This is a genomic window from Citrobacter sp. wls827 (assembly GCF_005280875.1).
In the GTDB taxonomy this organism is placed as follows: domain Bacteria; phylum Pseudomonadota; class Gammaproteobacteria; order Enterobacterales; family Enterobacteriaceae; genus Citrobacter; species Citrobacter youngae.
Genome location: NZ_SZWR01000012.1, coordinates 453,253 through 468,846, shown reverse-complemented (window position 1 = coordinate 468,846; position 15,594 = coordinate 453,253). Strand labels below are relative to the sequence as shown.

The 15,594-nt window shown below is 51.9% G+C and carries 14 protein-coding genes; all 14 read right to left on the bottom strand.

All coding sequences use genetic code 11. The features are described 5' to 3' along the window. Positions 1-2,363 (bottom strand): DNA polymerase III subunit alpha (gene dnaE, locus FDX03_RS09000; RefSeq protein WP_249357022.1); only part of this gene is annotated, 2,363 nt, incomplete at its 3' end. Positions 2,364-2,387: 24 nt separating this feature from the next. Then, positions 2,388-2,984: a ribonuclease HII gene (gene rnhB / locus FDX03_RS08995; RefSeq protein WP_101741416.1), complete on the bottom strand. Its 597-nt coding sequence runs from the start codon at positions 2,982-2,984 to the stop codon at positions 2,388-2,390. After that, a complete protein-coding gene (lpxB, locus tag FDX03_RS08990) occupies positions 2,981-4,129 on the bottom strand; it encodes a lipid-A-disaccharide synthase (protein ID WP_137345810.1) in 1,149 nt (382 codons plus the stop codon). The genes rnhB and lpxB overlap by 4 nt, the downstream gene beginning before the upstream one ends. Beyond that, positions 4,129-4,917, bottom strand: a complete 789-nt coding sequence (gene lpxA, locus FDX03_RS08985) for an acyl-ACP--UDP-N-acetylglucosamine O-acyltransferase (protein ID WP_005132096.1) — start codon at positions 4,915-4,917, stop codon at positions 4,129-4,131. Before lpxA ends, lpxB begins: the two co-directional genes overlap by 1 nt. 3 nt (positions 4,918-4,920) lie before the next feature. Then, on the bottom strand, positions 4,921-5,376 hold the full coding sequence (gene fabZ, locus FDX03_RS08980) for a 3-hydroxyacyl-ACP dehydratase FabZ (RefSeq protein ID WP_003018528.1): 456 nt from the start codon (positions 5,374-5,376) through the stop codon (positions 4,921-4,923). Positions 5,377-5,479: 103 nt separating this feature from the next. After that, positions 5,480-6,505 (bottom strand): UDP-3-O-(3-hydroxymyristoyl)glucosamine N-acyltransferase, encoded by a 1,026-nt coding sequence (lpxD, locus tag FDX03_RS08975; RefSeq protein ID WP_040230032.1) that lies wholly within the window; start codon positions 6,503-6,505, stop codon positions 5,480-5,482. 3 nt (positions 6,506-6,508) lie between these two features. Beyond that, entirely contained in the window at positions 6,509-6,994 is a 486-nt protein-coding gene (skp, locus tag FDX03_RS08970) for a molecular chaperone Skp (protein ID WP_005132103.1), read from the bottom strand. 122 nt (positions 6,995-7,116) lie between these two features. Further along, the gene (bamA, locus tag FDX03_RS08965; protein ID WP_061067279.1) at positions 7,117-9,537 is read right to left on the bottom strand and encodes an outer membrane protein assembly factor BamA; all 2,421 of its coding nucleotides are present in this window, start codon (positions 9,535-9,537) and stop codon (positions 7,117-7,119) included. Between the two features lie 29 nt (positions 9,538-9,566). Next, positions 9,567-10,919: a sigma E protease regulator RseP gene (gene rseP, locus FDX03_RS08960; RefSeq protein WP_061067278.1), complete on the bottom strand. Its 1,353-nt coding sequence runs from the start codon at positions 10,917-10,919 to the stop codon at positions 9,567-9,569. An 11-nt stretch (positions 10,920-10,930) separates the two neighbouring features. Further along, positions 10,931-11,788 carry a phosphatidate cytidylyltransferase gene (gene cdsA / locus FDX03_RS08955; protein ID WP_048212646.1) on the bottom strand — a complete coding sequence of 286 codons (858 nt, stop codon included), beginning with the start codon at positions 11,786-11,788 and terminating at the stop codon, positions 10,931-10,933. Between the two features lie 12 nt (positions 11,789-11,800). Then, the gene (gene ispU / locus FDX03_RS08950) at positions 11,801-12,559 is read right to left on the bottom strand and encodes a (2E,6E)-farnesyl-diphosphate-specific ditrans,polycis-undecaprenyl-diphosphate synthase (protein ID WP_040230029.1); all 759 of its coding nucleotides are present in this window, start codon (positions 12,557-12,559) and stop codon (positions 11,801-11,803) included. A 188-nt stretch (positions 12,560-12,747) separates the two neighbouring features. After that, a complete protein-coding gene (gene ispC, locus FDX03_RS08945; RefSeq protein ID WP_048212647.1) occupies positions 12,748-13,944 on the bottom strand; it encodes a 1-deoxy-D-xylulose-5-phosphate reductoisomerase in 1,197 nt (398 codons plus the stop codon). Positions 13,945-14,040: 96 nt separating this feature from the next. Continuing rightward, positions 14,041-14,598, bottom strand: coding sequence for a ribosome recycling factor (gene frr, locus FDX03_RS08940; protein ID WP_005132113.1), 558 nt, complete (start codon positions 14,596-14,598; stop codon positions 14,041-14,043). Positions 14,599-14,737: 139 nt separating this feature from the next. Then, complete coding sequence (gene pyrH / locus FDX03_RS08935; protein ID WP_005132114.1) at positions 14,738-15,463, bottom strand: UMP kinase; 726 nt, start codon at positions 15,461-15,463, stop codon at positions 14,738-14,740. Positions 15,464-15,594: the final 131 nt, after the last annotated feature.

The following is a 15,594-nucleotide window of genomic DNA, read 5'->3' as shown; positions in this document are numbered from 1 at the left end:
GTCATTACCGCCGCCATAAACTCGGCAGGATAATGCGCCTTCAGCCACAGCGTCTGGTAAGAAACCAGCGCATAGGCAGCGGAGTGCGATTTGTTAAATCCGTAACCGGCGAATTTCTCCACCAGGTCAAAGATTTTCATCGCCAGTTCGCCGTCTACGCCGCGCTTTTTCGCCCCTTCTTCAAAGGTGCCGCGCTGCTTGGCCATCTCTTCCGGCTTTTTCTTACCCATCGCACGACGCAGCATATCCGCGCCGCCAAGGGTGTATCCGGACAGCTCCTGGGCAATCTGCATAACCTGTTCCTGATACAGGATAATGCCGTAGGTCGGCTCCAGTACCGGTTTCAGACACTCATGCTGCCATTGTACATCCGGGTAGGAAATCTCTTCGCGACCATGCTTACGGTCGATAAAGTTATCTACCATTCCCGACTGTAGCGGGCCAGGGCGGAACAGAGCCACCAGGGCTATCATATCTTCGAAGCAGTCAGGCTGCAGACGTTTGATCAGGTCTTTCATGCCGCGGGATTCAAGCTGGAAGACGGCTGTTGTCTCCGAGCGTTGCAGCATGTCAAAACTTTTCTTGTCGTCCAGCGGAATCGCGGCGATATCCAGCGGCGGTTCGCCGTTCTTCTCACGGCGCGCGTTGATCATCTCCAGCGCCCAGTTAATGATGGTGAGCGTACGCAGACCGAGGAAGTCGAATTTCACCAGACCGGCGTATTCCACGTCGTTCTTATCAAACTGGGTAACCGGGTGCAGCCCCTGCTCATCGCAGTACAGCGGCGCAAAATCGGTAATTTTGGTCGGTGCGATAACCACGCCACCGGCGTGCTTACCCGCGTTACGCGTGACACCTTCCAGCTTGCGCGCCATATCAATAAGCGCTCTAACCTCTTCATCTGCCTCATAGATTTCCGGCAGTTGAGGTTCGGCTTCAAAGGCTTTAGCCAGCGTCATGCCCGGATCGGGCGGCACCAGTTTCGAAATACGGTCAACGAAGCCGTACGGGTGACCCAGTACGCGGCCCACGTCGCGGATAACCGCTTTTGCCGCCATCGTACCGAAGGTAATAATCTGCGAAACCGCATCACGACCGTACATTTCCGCCACGTGTTCAATAACCTGGTCACGTTTCTCCATACAGAAGTCAACGTCGAAGTCAGGCATTGAGACACGTTCCGGGTTCAGGAAACGTTCGAACAGCAGGTCGAATTCCAGCGGATCAAGGTCGGTAATTTTCAGCGCGTAGGCGACCAGCGAGCCGGCGCCGGAACCACGTCCCGGGCCTACCGGTACACCGTTATCTTTCGACCACTGGATAAATTCCATTACGATCAGGAAGTAGCCCGGGAAACCCATCTGGTTGATAACTTTAAGTTCAACTTCCAGACGTTCATCATAAGGCGGGCGCTTCTGCGCGCGAATTTCAGGATCGGGGAACAAAAATTCCAGACGTTCTTCCAGGCCTTCACGCGATTTCGCGACGAGGAAATCCTCGGTGGTCATGTCGCCAGTCGGGAACTGCGGCAGGAAGTATTCACCCAGGCGCACCGTCACGTTGCAACGTTTAGCAATCTCGACGGTGTTTTCCAGCGCTTCCGGGATATCGGAGAACAGCTCGCACATCTCATCTTCGCTGCGCATGTACTGCTGCGGCGAATAGTTACGCGGGCGTTTGGGATCATCAAGGGTGAATCCGTCGTGGATTGCTACGCGGATTTCATGCGCGTCAAAGTCACCGGTTTCAAGGAAGCGAACATCGTTGGTCGCGACCACCGGCAGGCCGCGTGTTTCGGCCAGTGCTACGGCTGCATGCAGGTAATTTTCTTCATCCTGTCGACCGGTACGGATCAGCTCAAGGAAGTAGCAATCAGGGAAATGCTCTTCATAAAACGCCACGCACTCGTCGACCAGTGCGTTGTTCCCACGCAACAGGCTGCGTCCGACGTCGCCCATACGGCCGCCGGAAAGCAAGATTAACCCGTCTTTTAGCTCAACCAGCCAGTCTCTGTCGATCACCGGCCCTTCTGCGCCATAGCCGCGCTGATAGGCTTTTGATATCAACAACGTCAGGTTCTGGTAGCCGGCATTATTTGCGGCCAGTACAGTCAGTTGCGTGAGTTCATCACCCAATAGTTCGCTACGGACATGAAAATCTGCGCCAACAATCGGCTTAATACCTGCGCCATGACCCGCTCCGTAAAACTTCACCAGACCACACAGGTTGGTAAAATCGGTGATCGCCAGCGCAGGCATGCCCAACGCGGCCGCCTTTTTCACCAGCGGCCCGGTTTTCGCCAGCCCATCGATCATGGAGTAGTCGCTGTGCACCCGCAGGTGGACGAAACGAGGTTCAGACATCTTCAGATTCCTTCGACACAAGAATCAGGACGTGAGTCCCAGTGCGCGTTTGACGGGGCCAAAACTACGGCGATGGTGCTCTGTTGCGCCATGCAGTGCCAACTTTTCCAGATGAAAAGCGGTCGGATAACCTTTGTGCTGTGCAAAGCCATACTGCGGGAAAACCGTATCCAGGGCCGCCATTTCAGCGTCACGGGTGACTTTTGCCAGTATCGACGCAGCGCTAATCTCCGCCACGCGGCTATCACCTTTGACCACCGCCATCGACGGTACCGGTAATGCCGGGCAACGATTGCCGTCAATCAGCACGTATTCGGGCGCAATATGCAGACCCGCAACCGCACGCTGCATCGCCAGCATGGTGGCATGCAAAATGTTCAGCTCGTCGATTTCATGCGGTTCCGCACGACCCAAACTCCAGCTTAACGCTTTTTCTTTGATTTCATCGTAAAGTGACAGACGACGCTTTTCCGACAGTTTTTTTGAGTCGTTCAGACCAATAATAGGACGAGCCGGATCCAGAATGACCGCGGCAGTCACTACCGCGCCAACCAATGGACCACGTCCAACTTCATCCACACCCGCTACCAAATGCGTATGTGGATAAACAAATTCAATCATTGTGCTAACTCCAGGACTGCATCCGCCGCCTGCTCATCCGCATTGCAACGGATCTGCTGGTGCAATTCGCGGAACGTGTCGTGCATCGCATGGCTGGTTTTACCGTTCTCCAACAGAGGCAGCAACGCGTGCGCCAGCGCCTGCGGCTCACATTCATCCTGCAACAGCTCTTTAACCAGTTCTCTTCCCGCTAGCAGGTTAGGTAGCGAAACGTAATCAGTCTTCACCAGACGTTTTGCCAACCAGAAAGTGAAAGGTTTCATACGGTAGCCAACCACCATCGGGCATTTCGCCAGCATACATTCCAGTGCAGCCGTGCCAGAGGCCAACAGCGCAGCATCACTGGCGACCATTGCTTCGCGTCCCATTCCATTGAGCATATGCACGGAAAGTTCCGGGGCAACCTCAGCCTTGATACGTTCAAATTGCTCGCGCCGTTTGGCATTGACCAACGGCACGACGACTTCGAGATCCGGATAATGCTGACGTAATAGCTGCGCCGTTTTCAGAAAATCGGCGCTGAGCATCTCCACTTCTGCACCGCGACTCCCAGGCAAAAGCGCCAGGCAGTGAGCATCATGAGGAATGCCTAACACATCACGCGCTGCGTTTTTATCCGGATCCAGCGGCATAGCATCCGCCATAGTGTGGCCGATGAAGCGGCACGGGACGTTAAATTTGTCATAAAACGCTTTTTCGAAAGGCAGAAAGGCCAGCACCATATTGGTGGATCTGCCTATTTTGAAAACGCGTTTCTGTCGCCACGCCCATACAGAGGGGCTGACGTAATGAATGGTTTTTATGCCCTGCGATTTCAGGTTGCCTTCGAGGGTAATGTTGAAATCAGGCGCATCAATGCCAACGAAAACATCCGGCTTTAAGTCGGTAAATCGGCGAGTGAGATCGGCACGAATATGCAGTAAACGGCGCAGGCGCCCGAGCACTTCTACAATGCCCATTACTGCCAGTTCTTCCATTTCGTACCAAGCTTCACAACCTTCCGCCTGCATCAATGGACCCGCAACGCCAACAAACCGCGCATTGGGAACACGGGCCTTGAGTGCACGAATTAAACCGGCACCAAGAATATCGCCGGAGGTTTCTCCGGCGACAAGGGCAATCGTTAAAGGACGCTGTTCAGTCATTAACGAATCAGACCACGCGTTGAGCGTTCAAAGAAGTCACTAAAAGCCTGAACATCGGGGTACTGCTTCGCCAGTTCGGCGATTTCCGGTTTCACTTCCTCAAGCGTTTTACCGCTGCGGTACAGCGCTTTATAGGCGTTGCGGATCGCAGTAATGGCTTCACGGGTGAAGCCGCGACGCTTCAGACCTTCGATATTAACGCCAAATGGCGTCGCGTGGTTACCCTGGGCGATAACGTATGGCGGGACGTCCTGGGCTACGCCAGAGCAGCCACCCACCATCACGTGTGCACCAATAATGCAGAACTGGTGCACCGCGGTCATGCCGCCGATGATAACAAAATCATCAAGCGAAACATGTCCGGCAAGTGTCGCGTTATTCGCCAGAATGCAACGGTTACCTACCGTACAATCATGCGCAACGTGTGCGTTAATCATCAGTAAGTTATCGCTGCCCACCTTCGTCAACCCACCGCCTTGCACTGTGCCACGATGAATGGTGACGCTTTCGCGAATGCGGTTGCGATCGCCAATTTCCACACGGGTCGGTTCACCAGCATATTTCAGGTCCTGGTTCACTTCACCGATGGAGGCAAACTGATAAATCTCGTTATCGCGACCAATTTTGGTATGGCCATTCACGACAACGTGAGACTTCAGTACGGTACCCTCACCAATTTCAACATGGGGTCCAACAATACAAAATGGGCCAATGTGAGCATTAGCGCCAATGCTGGCGCCGTCTTCGACAATGGCTGTTGGGTGAATAAAGGCGGATTTATCAATCACGTATCAGGCCTCCCGGCTACGGGCACACATCATCGTTGCTTCGCACACAACTTTACCGTCGACCAGTGCAACCCCTTTGAAACGGGTCAGGCCGCGGCGCGTTTTCTCGAAAGTCACTTCCATGATCATCTGATCGCCAGGCACGACGGGACGCTTAAAGCGTGCTTCATCAATACCAGCGAAATAATACAGTTCGCCCGGTTCCAGTTTTCCTACGCTTTTAAACGCCAGAATACCCGTGGCCTGCGCCATCGCTTCCAGAATCAACACGCCAGGAAAAATCGGTTTACCCGGGAAGTGGCCCTGAAAGAAAGGCTCGTTAACGGATACATTTTTCACTGCGCGCAGAAAACGACCTTCTTCAAAATCCAGCACGCGGTCTACCAGTAAAAACGGAAAACGGTGCGGCAGAAGTTCTAAAATCTCTTCAATATGCAGAGTATGAGTGTTAGTAGTCAAAATACTCTTCCTGTCAAAATATACTAAAAGGCAATAATAACACGGCCTGTCGCAATCGTATGAATGGGACAGGCCGAAAAGTCAGACATGCAAAGACGGTGCTTTAGTCTTGTTGATTAACCTTGCGCTCAATCGCTTTGAGGCGCTTGCTCATATCATCAATGTTCATCACCAGTGCAGCTGTTTTACGCCATACCTTGTTGGGTTGTAGCGGAATGCCTGAGGAGTAGACGCCCGGTTCAGTGATAGGACGCATCACCATACCCATGCCAGTTACCGTGACTTTGTCGCATATTTCCATATGCCCATTAATCACGCTGGCGCCGCCAATCATGCAGTAACGGCCAATCTTCAGGCTACCCGCCATAATGACGCCACCGGCTACAGCCGTATTGTCGCCAATCACGACGTTATGCGCAATCTGGCACTGGTTATCAATGATAACACCATTACCGATCACGGTATCGTCCAGCGCACCACGGTCAATGGTGGTACATGCGCCAATCTCAACACGATCGCCAATAATCACGCGACCAAGCTGCGGGATCTTCACCCAGTTACCGCGATCGTTCGCGTAACCAAATCCGTCGGATCCGACAACGGTGCTGGACTGGATCAGGCAATTTTCACCGATCTGAATGTCGTGGTAAATCGTCACATTCGCCCACAAGCGTGAACCTGCGCCGATTTTTGTGTTTTTTCCAACGAAGCAACCTGCGCCGATAACCACGTTATCGCCCAGTTCTACGCCAGACTCAATGACCGCATTCGCGCCCACAGAAACATTGTTACCCAACTTCGCCGTCGCATCGATTACTGCACTCGGTGCAATATTTTGCGCAGGCTGAGGCGTGGTATCTAAAATTTGCGCCATTCGTGCATAGGTCAGGTAGGGATTCTTCACTACCAGCACAGCACTCTTAGCAAATGGAAGGGAGTCCTGCGTCATCACAACGGCAGAAGCCTGGCATGCACTCAGGTGCTCACGGTACTTTGGATTCACCATGAACGTGATATTGCCAGTTTGCGCAGATTGCATGGACGCTACGCCGGTGATGACGATATCGCCATCACCGTGTAATTCTGCATCCAACTGCTCTGCTAAATCAGCCAGTCGAATTGAAGGCATTACTTATTTAACCTGTTTCAGTACGTCAGCGGTGATGTCTTTTACATCGCTGCTGTTGTATGCAACGGTGTTCGCGTCAACAACCAGATCGATGCTCTGGCTGCTCGCAACAGATTTCACAGCTGTCTGGATACGATTAACCAGCTTGCCGCGTTCTTCGTTAGAACGACGTTGACGATCCTGCTCGAAAGCCTGCGCTTTCTGAGAGAAAGTCTGGCGCTGAGCCATTACGTCTTTTTCCAGCTTGGTACGGTCGCTGCCTGCTTTCATTGATTGCAGACGCTGCATTTTAGATTGCAGGTCGGATTCCATACGCTGCAGTTCGCTGGCGCGGCCTTTGAACTCATTTTCCAGCGTAGTAGAAACACCCGTCTTCTGTGCAACCTGTTGGAACAGGCTACCCATGTTGACGATTGCAATTTTGTCAGCAGCCTGTGCGGACGTTGCCATCGCTAAACCGAGACCTGCAGCTAATAACCACTTTTTCACAATTAACTCCTTACCATCCCATTTGCACCCGAAGGTGCAGTTCTTTGCGTGGCCAGGCGATCCCATGCAAGATCGCCTAAAGTCAGCGCTACACTACCACTACATTCCTTTGCGAAGAACAATTACCAGGTTTTACCAATGTTAAACTGGAACTGTTCCGCTTTGTCTCCATCGTACTTCTTGAACGGTTGGGCGTAGGAGAAAACCAACGGCCCCAATGGGGACATCCATTGTAACGCGATACCCGCAGACATACGGATATTATTCGGATCGCTGTAGTCTGGCACGCCAACTGCACGGGTGTCAGCGGTATTCTGCCAGTTCGTATCCCACACGGTACCCATATCCCAGAAGAAGGAAGTACGGACCGAGTTAGCATATTTATCGCTGATAAACGGCGTAGGTGTGATAAATTCCAGGCTCGCTACAGCCATGGCGTTACCGCCGACTGCATCGTCTGATTGACAAGGTTTATTGTCAGTTCTCGAGCACTCTTCATAGTTACTCGAATTGGAATCCGATTTAGCACCTGGCAAATAGACTGCTTTTGGACCAATGGTGTTTGACTGGAAGCCACGTACAGTGCTGGAACCACCCGCGTAGAAGTTCTCATAGAACGGCATCTCTTTGCCGCCAATGCCATCACCATAACCCAGCTTGGTGCGTCCCAAAACCACCCATTTGTGGTCGTCATCGATCGGCACATAGGTCGCCGTATCCAACGTCGCTTTATAGTATTCGTTGTCAGAACCCGGGATGGTCACTTTACCGTTCAGGTTGACACGCGTACCTTCCGTAGGGAAATACCCACGGTCCAGCTTGTTGTAGGTCCAACCGTAGTTGAAGGTGAAATCATCCGCGGCAAAGCTGTTGGTATTGTCTTCACCCATGGATTCAAGATAACGATCCATCGCAATCTGCGGCTGCATGTTGGACAGTTTGTTATGTACATAACCCAGGCCTGCACGCAACGTGTTGTATTCGTTGACCGGGAAGCCCAGCGTTACGTCCGTACCATAGCTTTTGTTGGTATAGTCGGACAGATCTGCATCATCCGCCTGGAAGTCGTTATAGAAGACACGGCCACCGAGACTCACACCATCGACGGTGAAGTACGGGTTGGTGACAGACAGCTCAGTATAGGTCTGATAGTCGTTTTTGGTGCCGCTAATCCCGACGGAATAACCGGTACCTAACCAGTTATCCTGCTGAACGCCCGCCTGGAAGCTCACGCCACTTTCAGTGCCGTAACCCACACCGAAGTTAAAGCTACCGGTGTTGCGCTCTTTCACCTTATAAACCACATCAACCTGATCAGGACTGCCCGGAACACGTTGAGTATCGGTATCGACAGTTTCAAAGTAACCCAGACGGTTCAGACGCTCTTTACCCTGGTCAACCAGATCGCTGCCCAACCAGGCACCTTCCATCTGGCGCATTTCGCGACGCAGCACGGAATCTTTCGAGGTGTCGTTACCTTCAAAACGGATCTTACGCACATAGAAACGGTTACCCGCATCCACGTTTACCCGCAATTTAACGGTTTTGTCTGCATCGTTGATTTCAGGCTGCGACTGTACACGCGGGTAGGCATAACCATAGCGTCCCAGTAGCTTCTTGATATCATCTTCCATTTTGGTCACTTTAGTGCCGTTATAGAGTTCACCCGGTTCGATTTTCGTCAGGGTCTCAATTTCGGCAGAGTGCCCGGCCAGATTACCACTCACCTGGACCCCAGAAAGCTTGTACTGCTCGCCTTCTGTGATGTTAACGGTGATGTAGATACCTTTTTTATCCGGCGTCAGGCTAACCTGCGTGGAATCGATATTGAAGCGAGCATAACCGCGATCCAGATAGTAGCTGCGCAGGGTTTCAAGGTCGCCCGCCAGTTTCTGTTTCTGGTATTTACGATCGCCCACCACGTTCCACCACGGTACTTCATCGCGCAGTTGGAAGTGAGAGATAAGCTCGTCGGTTGTGAAGGCATGGTTGCCGACGATATTGATCTGTTGGATCTTCGCCGAAACGCCTTCCTGGAAGACCAGTTTGAGGTCAACGCGGTTACGCGGCAACGGCGTGACCACTGCTTTCACACTGGCGCTGTATTTACCGACGCTATAGTAGAAATCTTCCAGACCTTTTTCGATATCGGCAAGCGTTGTGCGATCCAGAGACTCGCCAACACGTACGCCAGACGCCTCGAGGTTTTGCTTCAGCATGTCATCTTTCACCGATTTGTTACCGGAGAAAGTGATGCTGGCAATCGTCGGACGTTCTTTTACCTGAACCAGAAGGGTATCACCATCGCGCAGGACGCGGACATCCTCAAAGTTACCGGTGGCGAACAGAGCACGAATGGTATTACTGATGTCTTCATCATTAACCGTGTCGCCTGTGCGCACCGGCATACTGAGGAGAGCCGCACCAACGGCGACTCGCTGTAGGCCTTCGAAATGAATGTCCTTCACTACGAACCCTTCAGCACCGTATACGGTGGCGCTGCTAAACAGCAGCGACGCTATGAGCAACTTTTTCATCGCCATCGTTATTATGCGTTCTTCCTAACACTCTCTTACAACCGAGAGAAATCATTGAAAAGTGCAAGCCCCATTAACAACACCAGCAAGATAGAGCCAATGCGATAACTAAAGTCTTGAACCCGCTCGGATACCGGACCGCCCTTCAGCTTTTCAATCGCCAGGAACAGCAGATGCCCCCCGTCGAGAACGGGCAACGGAAACAGGTTGATTATCCCTAAGTTCACGCTGATAAGCGCAAGGAACATCAGGTAATAAATAACCCCGAATTCCGCTGACATCCCAGCCCCCTGGGCGATAGAAATCGGCCCACTGAGGTTGTTCAGTTTTACATCACCGGTAATCAATTTTCCCAGCATACTGACCGTCAACTTCATCAACTGCCACGTTTTATCCGAGGCTTCGAGGATGGCGCTGAATGGCCCATACTGGCGTACAGTCTTATACTCATCAGGCAGAGGAATAACTTTAGGCACCACGCCCGCAAAACCTTCTGCCTTCCCGTTAACCTCTTTTGAATCTGGGGTTAACGTTAAAGACAAGGAACTTCCTTGTCTTTCAATATCTAGCGCTAACGGCTTATCCGGATTATCGCGCACCAACGTCACGAACGTCATCCATTGCGTCAGCGGCTGACCATTGACTTTAACGATCCTGTCGCCAGCTTGCAAACCCGCCTTACTTGCCGCGGAGTTTACCTGCACTTCTGACAGCACAGGTTCAATCTGCGGACCACGAGGACGAATGCCCAAACTCGTGACGGGGTCCTGTTTGTCTGGCTCAAATGCCCATTGGCGCAAATCCAGCGTTTTATCCTGTCGCTGGTTACTACCAAACGGTGCCACGCTGAGGATAGTCTGCTCATCACCAATTTTGGCTACCAGCTGCAATCGGACGGTATCCCAATCAGGGGTTTCGATACCATCAACCGCTTTTAGTTCCGTACCTGGCTGAATTTGCGCCTGGGCAGCAATCGAGTTGGGTGTTATTTCACCAACAACCGGACGAACGCCAGGGACACCGATGATAAACACCAGCCAGTAGGCAAAAATAGCGAAGAGGAAATTTGCAATCGGGCCTGCAGCGATAATGGCCGCGCGCTGCCCAACTGTTTTATTGTTGAAAGCATAGTGGCGCAGCTCCGGTACAACGGGCTCAGCGCGCTCATCCAGCATTTTGACGTAACCGCCGAGGGGAATTAAGGCGATCACGTATTCCGTACCCTGTTTATCGGTACGGCGCCAAAGCGCTTTTCCAAAGCCAATGGAAAAGCGCTCGACGCGGACTCCGCAGCGCCGTGCAACCCAGAAATGACCAAATTCATGCACGGTGATAAGTACACCAAGTGCAACGATGAATGCAGCCAGATTCCAGAGAATACTCAGCATAAGACCATCCGTTAGAGCGTCCTGAATACCAGTAACAACAGGCAAGCAAAGACCGGCACCGCAGCCGTCAGGCTGTCAATACGATCCAGAATACCACCGTGTCCTGGGATTAAGTGACCACTGTCCTTAATACCTGCTTCACGCTTAAACATACTCTCGGTCAGGTCACCCAGCACGGAGGCCAGGGCTGCAACGATGGAGCAAATGAGCAAGGTGACAGGCGCAACTTCAAGATTCGCCCACATACCATAACCCCACGAGATTACAGCTGCAGTGGCAAGTCCGCCAATAAAACCCTGCCAGGTTTTACCAGGAGAAACCTTCGGCGCCAGTTTATGTTTGCCAAACATCTTACCAAACATATAGGCACCAGAGTCCGCTCCCCAAACGAGGATCATGACATAGAGCAGCCATAGCGCGCCACTATAATGATTCTCATCATAGTGCCAGGCACGTAGCGCCAGCATTCCCCAAAAGAAAGGAACAATGGTTAACACGCCGAAAATTATGCGTAATGTTTTGGAATTACGCCAGACCGAGGCTGAACCGGGGTAAAACAACACCAGTAATAGCGCCACGGCCCACCAGCCCAGCGACGCCCAAAGCGACACTTCAACCAGCGGTTGGTGAATATTATGATGATACTCAGGCAGCAAAAACAGCATCAGTGCCAGCAATAGCCCGCACAAAACCGCCAACCAAACTCGCTGTGTACGCGTGGCAAAACCGCTTAACTGTCCCCATTCCCAGGCGGCCAGCATACAGACGACCAGCGTAACAATGGCGAACCCCACCGGCGGCAACAAAAACAACGCCGCGATGACAACGGGTATTAAAACAAAAGCAGAAATCAGGCGATACTTCAGCAAAAGCGACCCCCATCAGGCTTTTTCATCACCGGGCTCGGTGCCGCCGAAACGACGCTCACGATTAGCAAAGGCATGTAGCGCACCTTCAAAGTCTTGTTCATCGAAATCGGGCCAGAGAACATCCGTAAAGTAAAGTTCGGCATAGGCAATTTGCCACAACAAAAAATTACTAATTCGATGCTCTCCCCCAGTCCTTATCACTAAATCCACAGGAGCCAGCTCATGCATACACACTTGCTGACCAAGCATCTCTTCATCAATTTGCTCTGGACGCAACAGACCTTCCTGCACCTGTTGTGCCAGTTGCCTGACGCCCTGGACAATATCCCACCGTCCACCGTAATTCGCGGCAATATTCAGCGTTAACCCGGTATTCTGGGCTGTAAGCGCTTCCGACTTGCGAATCCGTTCTTGCAAACGTGTGTTAAATCGACTGATATCCCCAATAATACGCAGGCGCACGTTATGGCGGTGCAGGTTTTTCACTTCGCTATCAAGTGCCCACACAAACAATTCCATTAACGCACTGACTTCCTGCGCTGGTCGGTTCCAGTTCTCACTGCTAAAGGCATACAGCGTTAACGCGTCAATACCGTTATTGGCAGCAAAAGAGACAGCCCGGCGGACGGATTTTGCTCCGGCCTTATGCCCAAAGGCGCGGATCTTCCCTTGCTTTTTCGCCCAGCGGCCATTGCCATCCATGATAATTGCGACATGGCGACAACCATGTGCTGGCAAGTTCTCGCTTAATGGTTTAGTTGCAGACAACATAACGCGTTTTTAGTCCCTGAAAGGATTATACGGTACTCAGGAATACTGAAGCCTATCCACAAAAAAGCCGTGTCAAACCACGGCTTACCCGATCGAAAAAAAGCAAATACCTGCGATCAGGTGGCGCAGACTATATCACTGAAGCCCAACGCTAACAAATAGCACGATCCCTCACAGAGTGATTATCATCAGCTTGAGAGTCGTGTCACTTGTTTTGTCGCGACGTCTCTGGCGATGGCATCGACCCTCAGCACATCTTCAACGCTCTGCGGTTCCTGCAAATCCATCCTATCCAGTACGGACAAATTGAGATCGGCGATATCCGTAAATCGAATCTGCTGCGCCAAAAATGCAGCAACGGTAATCTCATTTGCGGCGTTCAGCGCAGTTGTCGCAGCCTGTCCTTGCTCAAACGCGTCCATCGCCAGTTTCAGGCACGGATAACGCTGATAATCAGGTGCGGAAAACGTCAACGCACTGAGTTTGCAAAAATCGACAGGCTTAACCCCAGAGCTCACACGTTCCGGCCATGCCATCGTATGGGCGATAGGCGTGCGCATATCAGGCTCACCCAACTGGGCCAGGACGCTACCATCCTGATAACGGACCATCGAGTGAATAACCGACTGTGGATGGATCAGCACTTCCATCTGGCTTGCACTGGCATTAAACAACCAACGCGCTTCAATGTATTCCAGACCTTTATTCATCATGGTGGCGGAATCGACGGAGATTTTTCGTCCCATCGACCAATTCGGATGACGACATGCCTGATCGGGAGTCATTAGAGCCAGATCGGGCAATGGCGTTTCACGGAAAGGGCCACCAGACCCGGTAAGCAAAACAGACACAACGCCGTTTTGCTCAAGGTCAGCGTATCCCAGATTGTGTTGGATAGGTTGCGGTAAACTCTGAAAAATCGCGTTATGTTCGCTATCTACCGGCAAAAGCTGCGCTTTATGCCGTTTCACGTCGTCCATAAACAGACGTCCGCAGGTTACCAGAGACTCTTTATTCGCCAGCAAAATGTTTTTGCCTGCGCGGATTGCCGCAAGCGTTGGCAACAAACCTGCCGCGCCAACTATCGCCGCCATGACCTGATCGACATCATCCAGCGCGGCCATATCACAGGCAGCCTGCTGCCCGCACATAACCTCGGTGCGACTTCCATGATCCCGCAATGCGGATTTCACCAGCGCTGCACTTTTTTCGTCATCCATCACCGCGTAGCGGGGGGAAAACTCAAGGCATTGCTCCACCATACGGGCGACATTTTTACCCGCTACCAACGCAGCAACACGAAATTTATCCGGGTTATGGCGTACTACATCGAGCGTACTGCAACCAATAGAGCCGGTTGAGCCCAGGATGGTTAATTGCTTCATGAGACATCCAGAAGAATTGAGACAGGATAAAAAAGCAAAACGCCGCCATCCAGCCTTCTCAGGCCTTCTAAGCGGCGTTTTTAGCGTACAGGCGAATCAGAACTGCATCAGTTCCGCTTCTTTCTCTGCCAGCGCCGCATCAACTTTCTTGATTGCAGCATCGGTCAGTTTCTGTACGTCGTCCTGAGAACGGCGATCGTCATCTTCGCTGATCTCTTTATCTTTCAGCAGCGCTTTCACTTTGTCGTTGGCGTCACGGCGTACGTTACGCACAGCAACACGCGCGCCTTCAGCTTCACCACGTACGATCTTGGTCAGATCTTTACGACGTTCTTCGGTCAGCGGTGGCAGCGGAACGCGGATGTCAGAACCCGCTGAGCTTGGGTTCAGACCGAGGTCAGAAGCCATAATCGCTTTCTCAACAGCCGGACCCATAGAACGGTCAAACACGTTGATTTTCAGGGTACGGGAATCTTCAACCGTTACGCTTGCCAGCTGGCGCAGCGGAGTCGGCGTGCCGTAATATTCTACGATAATGCCATCCAGCAGGCTGGGAGAAGCACGACCCGTGCGAATTTTGCTGATTTGATTTTTGAATGCTTCGACGCATTTGTCCATGCGTACTTCAGCATCTTTTCTGATATCGTTGATCACGTTACGAATCCTTGAAAGCTTGTTTCAGTCAGACCATACCCACCACGCAAGATGTGACAAGTATAGTCTTGATTAATTTTGAGGGACGTATCCCGCGACATTAAAGCGGAATATTACCTGCATTTAGCCGCAACGGGAATTATTCCGTGATTAACGTGCCTTCTTTTTCACCCATCACAACGCGGCGCAACGCACCCGGTTTGTTCATGTTGAAGACACGAATCGGTAATTTGTGGTCACGAGCCAGCGTGAACGCAGCCAGATCCATCACTTTCAGTTCTTTATCCAGTACTTCAGCATAGGTCAACTGTTCGTACATGGTTGCTGTTGGATCTTTAGCTGGATCGGCGGTAAACACACCATCAACTTTAGTGGCTTTCAGAACCACATCCGCTTCAATTTCAATACCACGCAGGCAGGCTGCGGAGTCAGTGGTGAAGAACGGGTTGCCTGTACCAGCGGACAAAATAACCACGCGGTTGTTACGCAACAGGCTGATCGCTTCCGCCCAGCTGTAGTTATCACACACGCCGTTCAGAGGGATAGCGGACATCAGGCGAGCGTTCACATAGGCGCGGTGAAGCGCATCGCGCATCGCCAGACCGTTCATTACGGTGGCTAACATGCCCATGTGGTCGCCCACGACGCGGTTCATCCCTGCTTTCGCCAGACCAGCACCACGGAACAGGTTACCACCACCGATCACTACGCCAACCTGGATTCCCAGCTCGACCAGCTCTTTGATTTCCTGAGCCATACGGTCAAGTATGCTTGCATCAATACCGAAGCCCTCTGAACCTTGCAGAGCTTCGCCACTTAACTTAAGCAGAATACGTTTGTAGACGGGTTTTGCATTGGTAGCCATGTTTCTTTCCTGAGACTGTCAACGAATGAGATGAGTTAATTCCAGCGACATTGTATGTCGCTTTTCAGCCCTGCCACTATAGCGCTTAGCTGAATTTACAAGTCGGGCGCAAAAAGAAGCCGCCCTCAGGC

Excerpts from the sequence above, each read along its gene's own strand:
- ispC (WP_048212647.1), bottom strand. The coding sequence starts at position 13,944 with ATGAAGCAATTAACCATCCTGGGCTCAACCGGCTCTATTGGTTGCAGT.
- pyrH (WP_005132114.1), bottom strand. The coding sequence starts at position 15,463 with ATGGCTACCAATGCAAAACCCGTCTACAAACGTATTCTGCTTAAGTTA.
- rseP (WP_061067278.1), bottom strand. The coding sequence starts at position 10,919 with ATGCTGAGTATTCTCTGGAATCTGGCTGCATTCATCGTTGCACTTGGT.
- lpxD (WP_040230032.1), bottom strand. The coding sequence starts at position 6,505 with ATGCCTTCAATTCGACTGGCTGATTTAGCAGAGCAGTTGGATGCAGAA.
- lpxB (WP_137345810.1), bottom strand. The coding sequence starts at position 4,129 with ATGACTGAACAGCGTCCTTTAACGATTGCCCTTGTCGCCGGAGAAACC.
- bamA (WP_061067279.1), bottom strand. The coding sequence starts at position 9,537 with ATGGCGATGAAAAAGTTGCTCATAGCGTCGCTGCTGTTTAGCAGCGCC.
- ispU (WP_040230029.1), bottom strand. The coding sequence starts at position 12,559 with ATGTTGTCTGCAACTAAACCATTAAGCGAGAACTTGCCAGCACATGGT.
- rnhB (WP_101741416.1), bottom strand. The coding sequence starts at position 2,984 with ATGATTGAATTTGTTTATCCACATACGCATTTGGTAGCGGGTGTGGAT.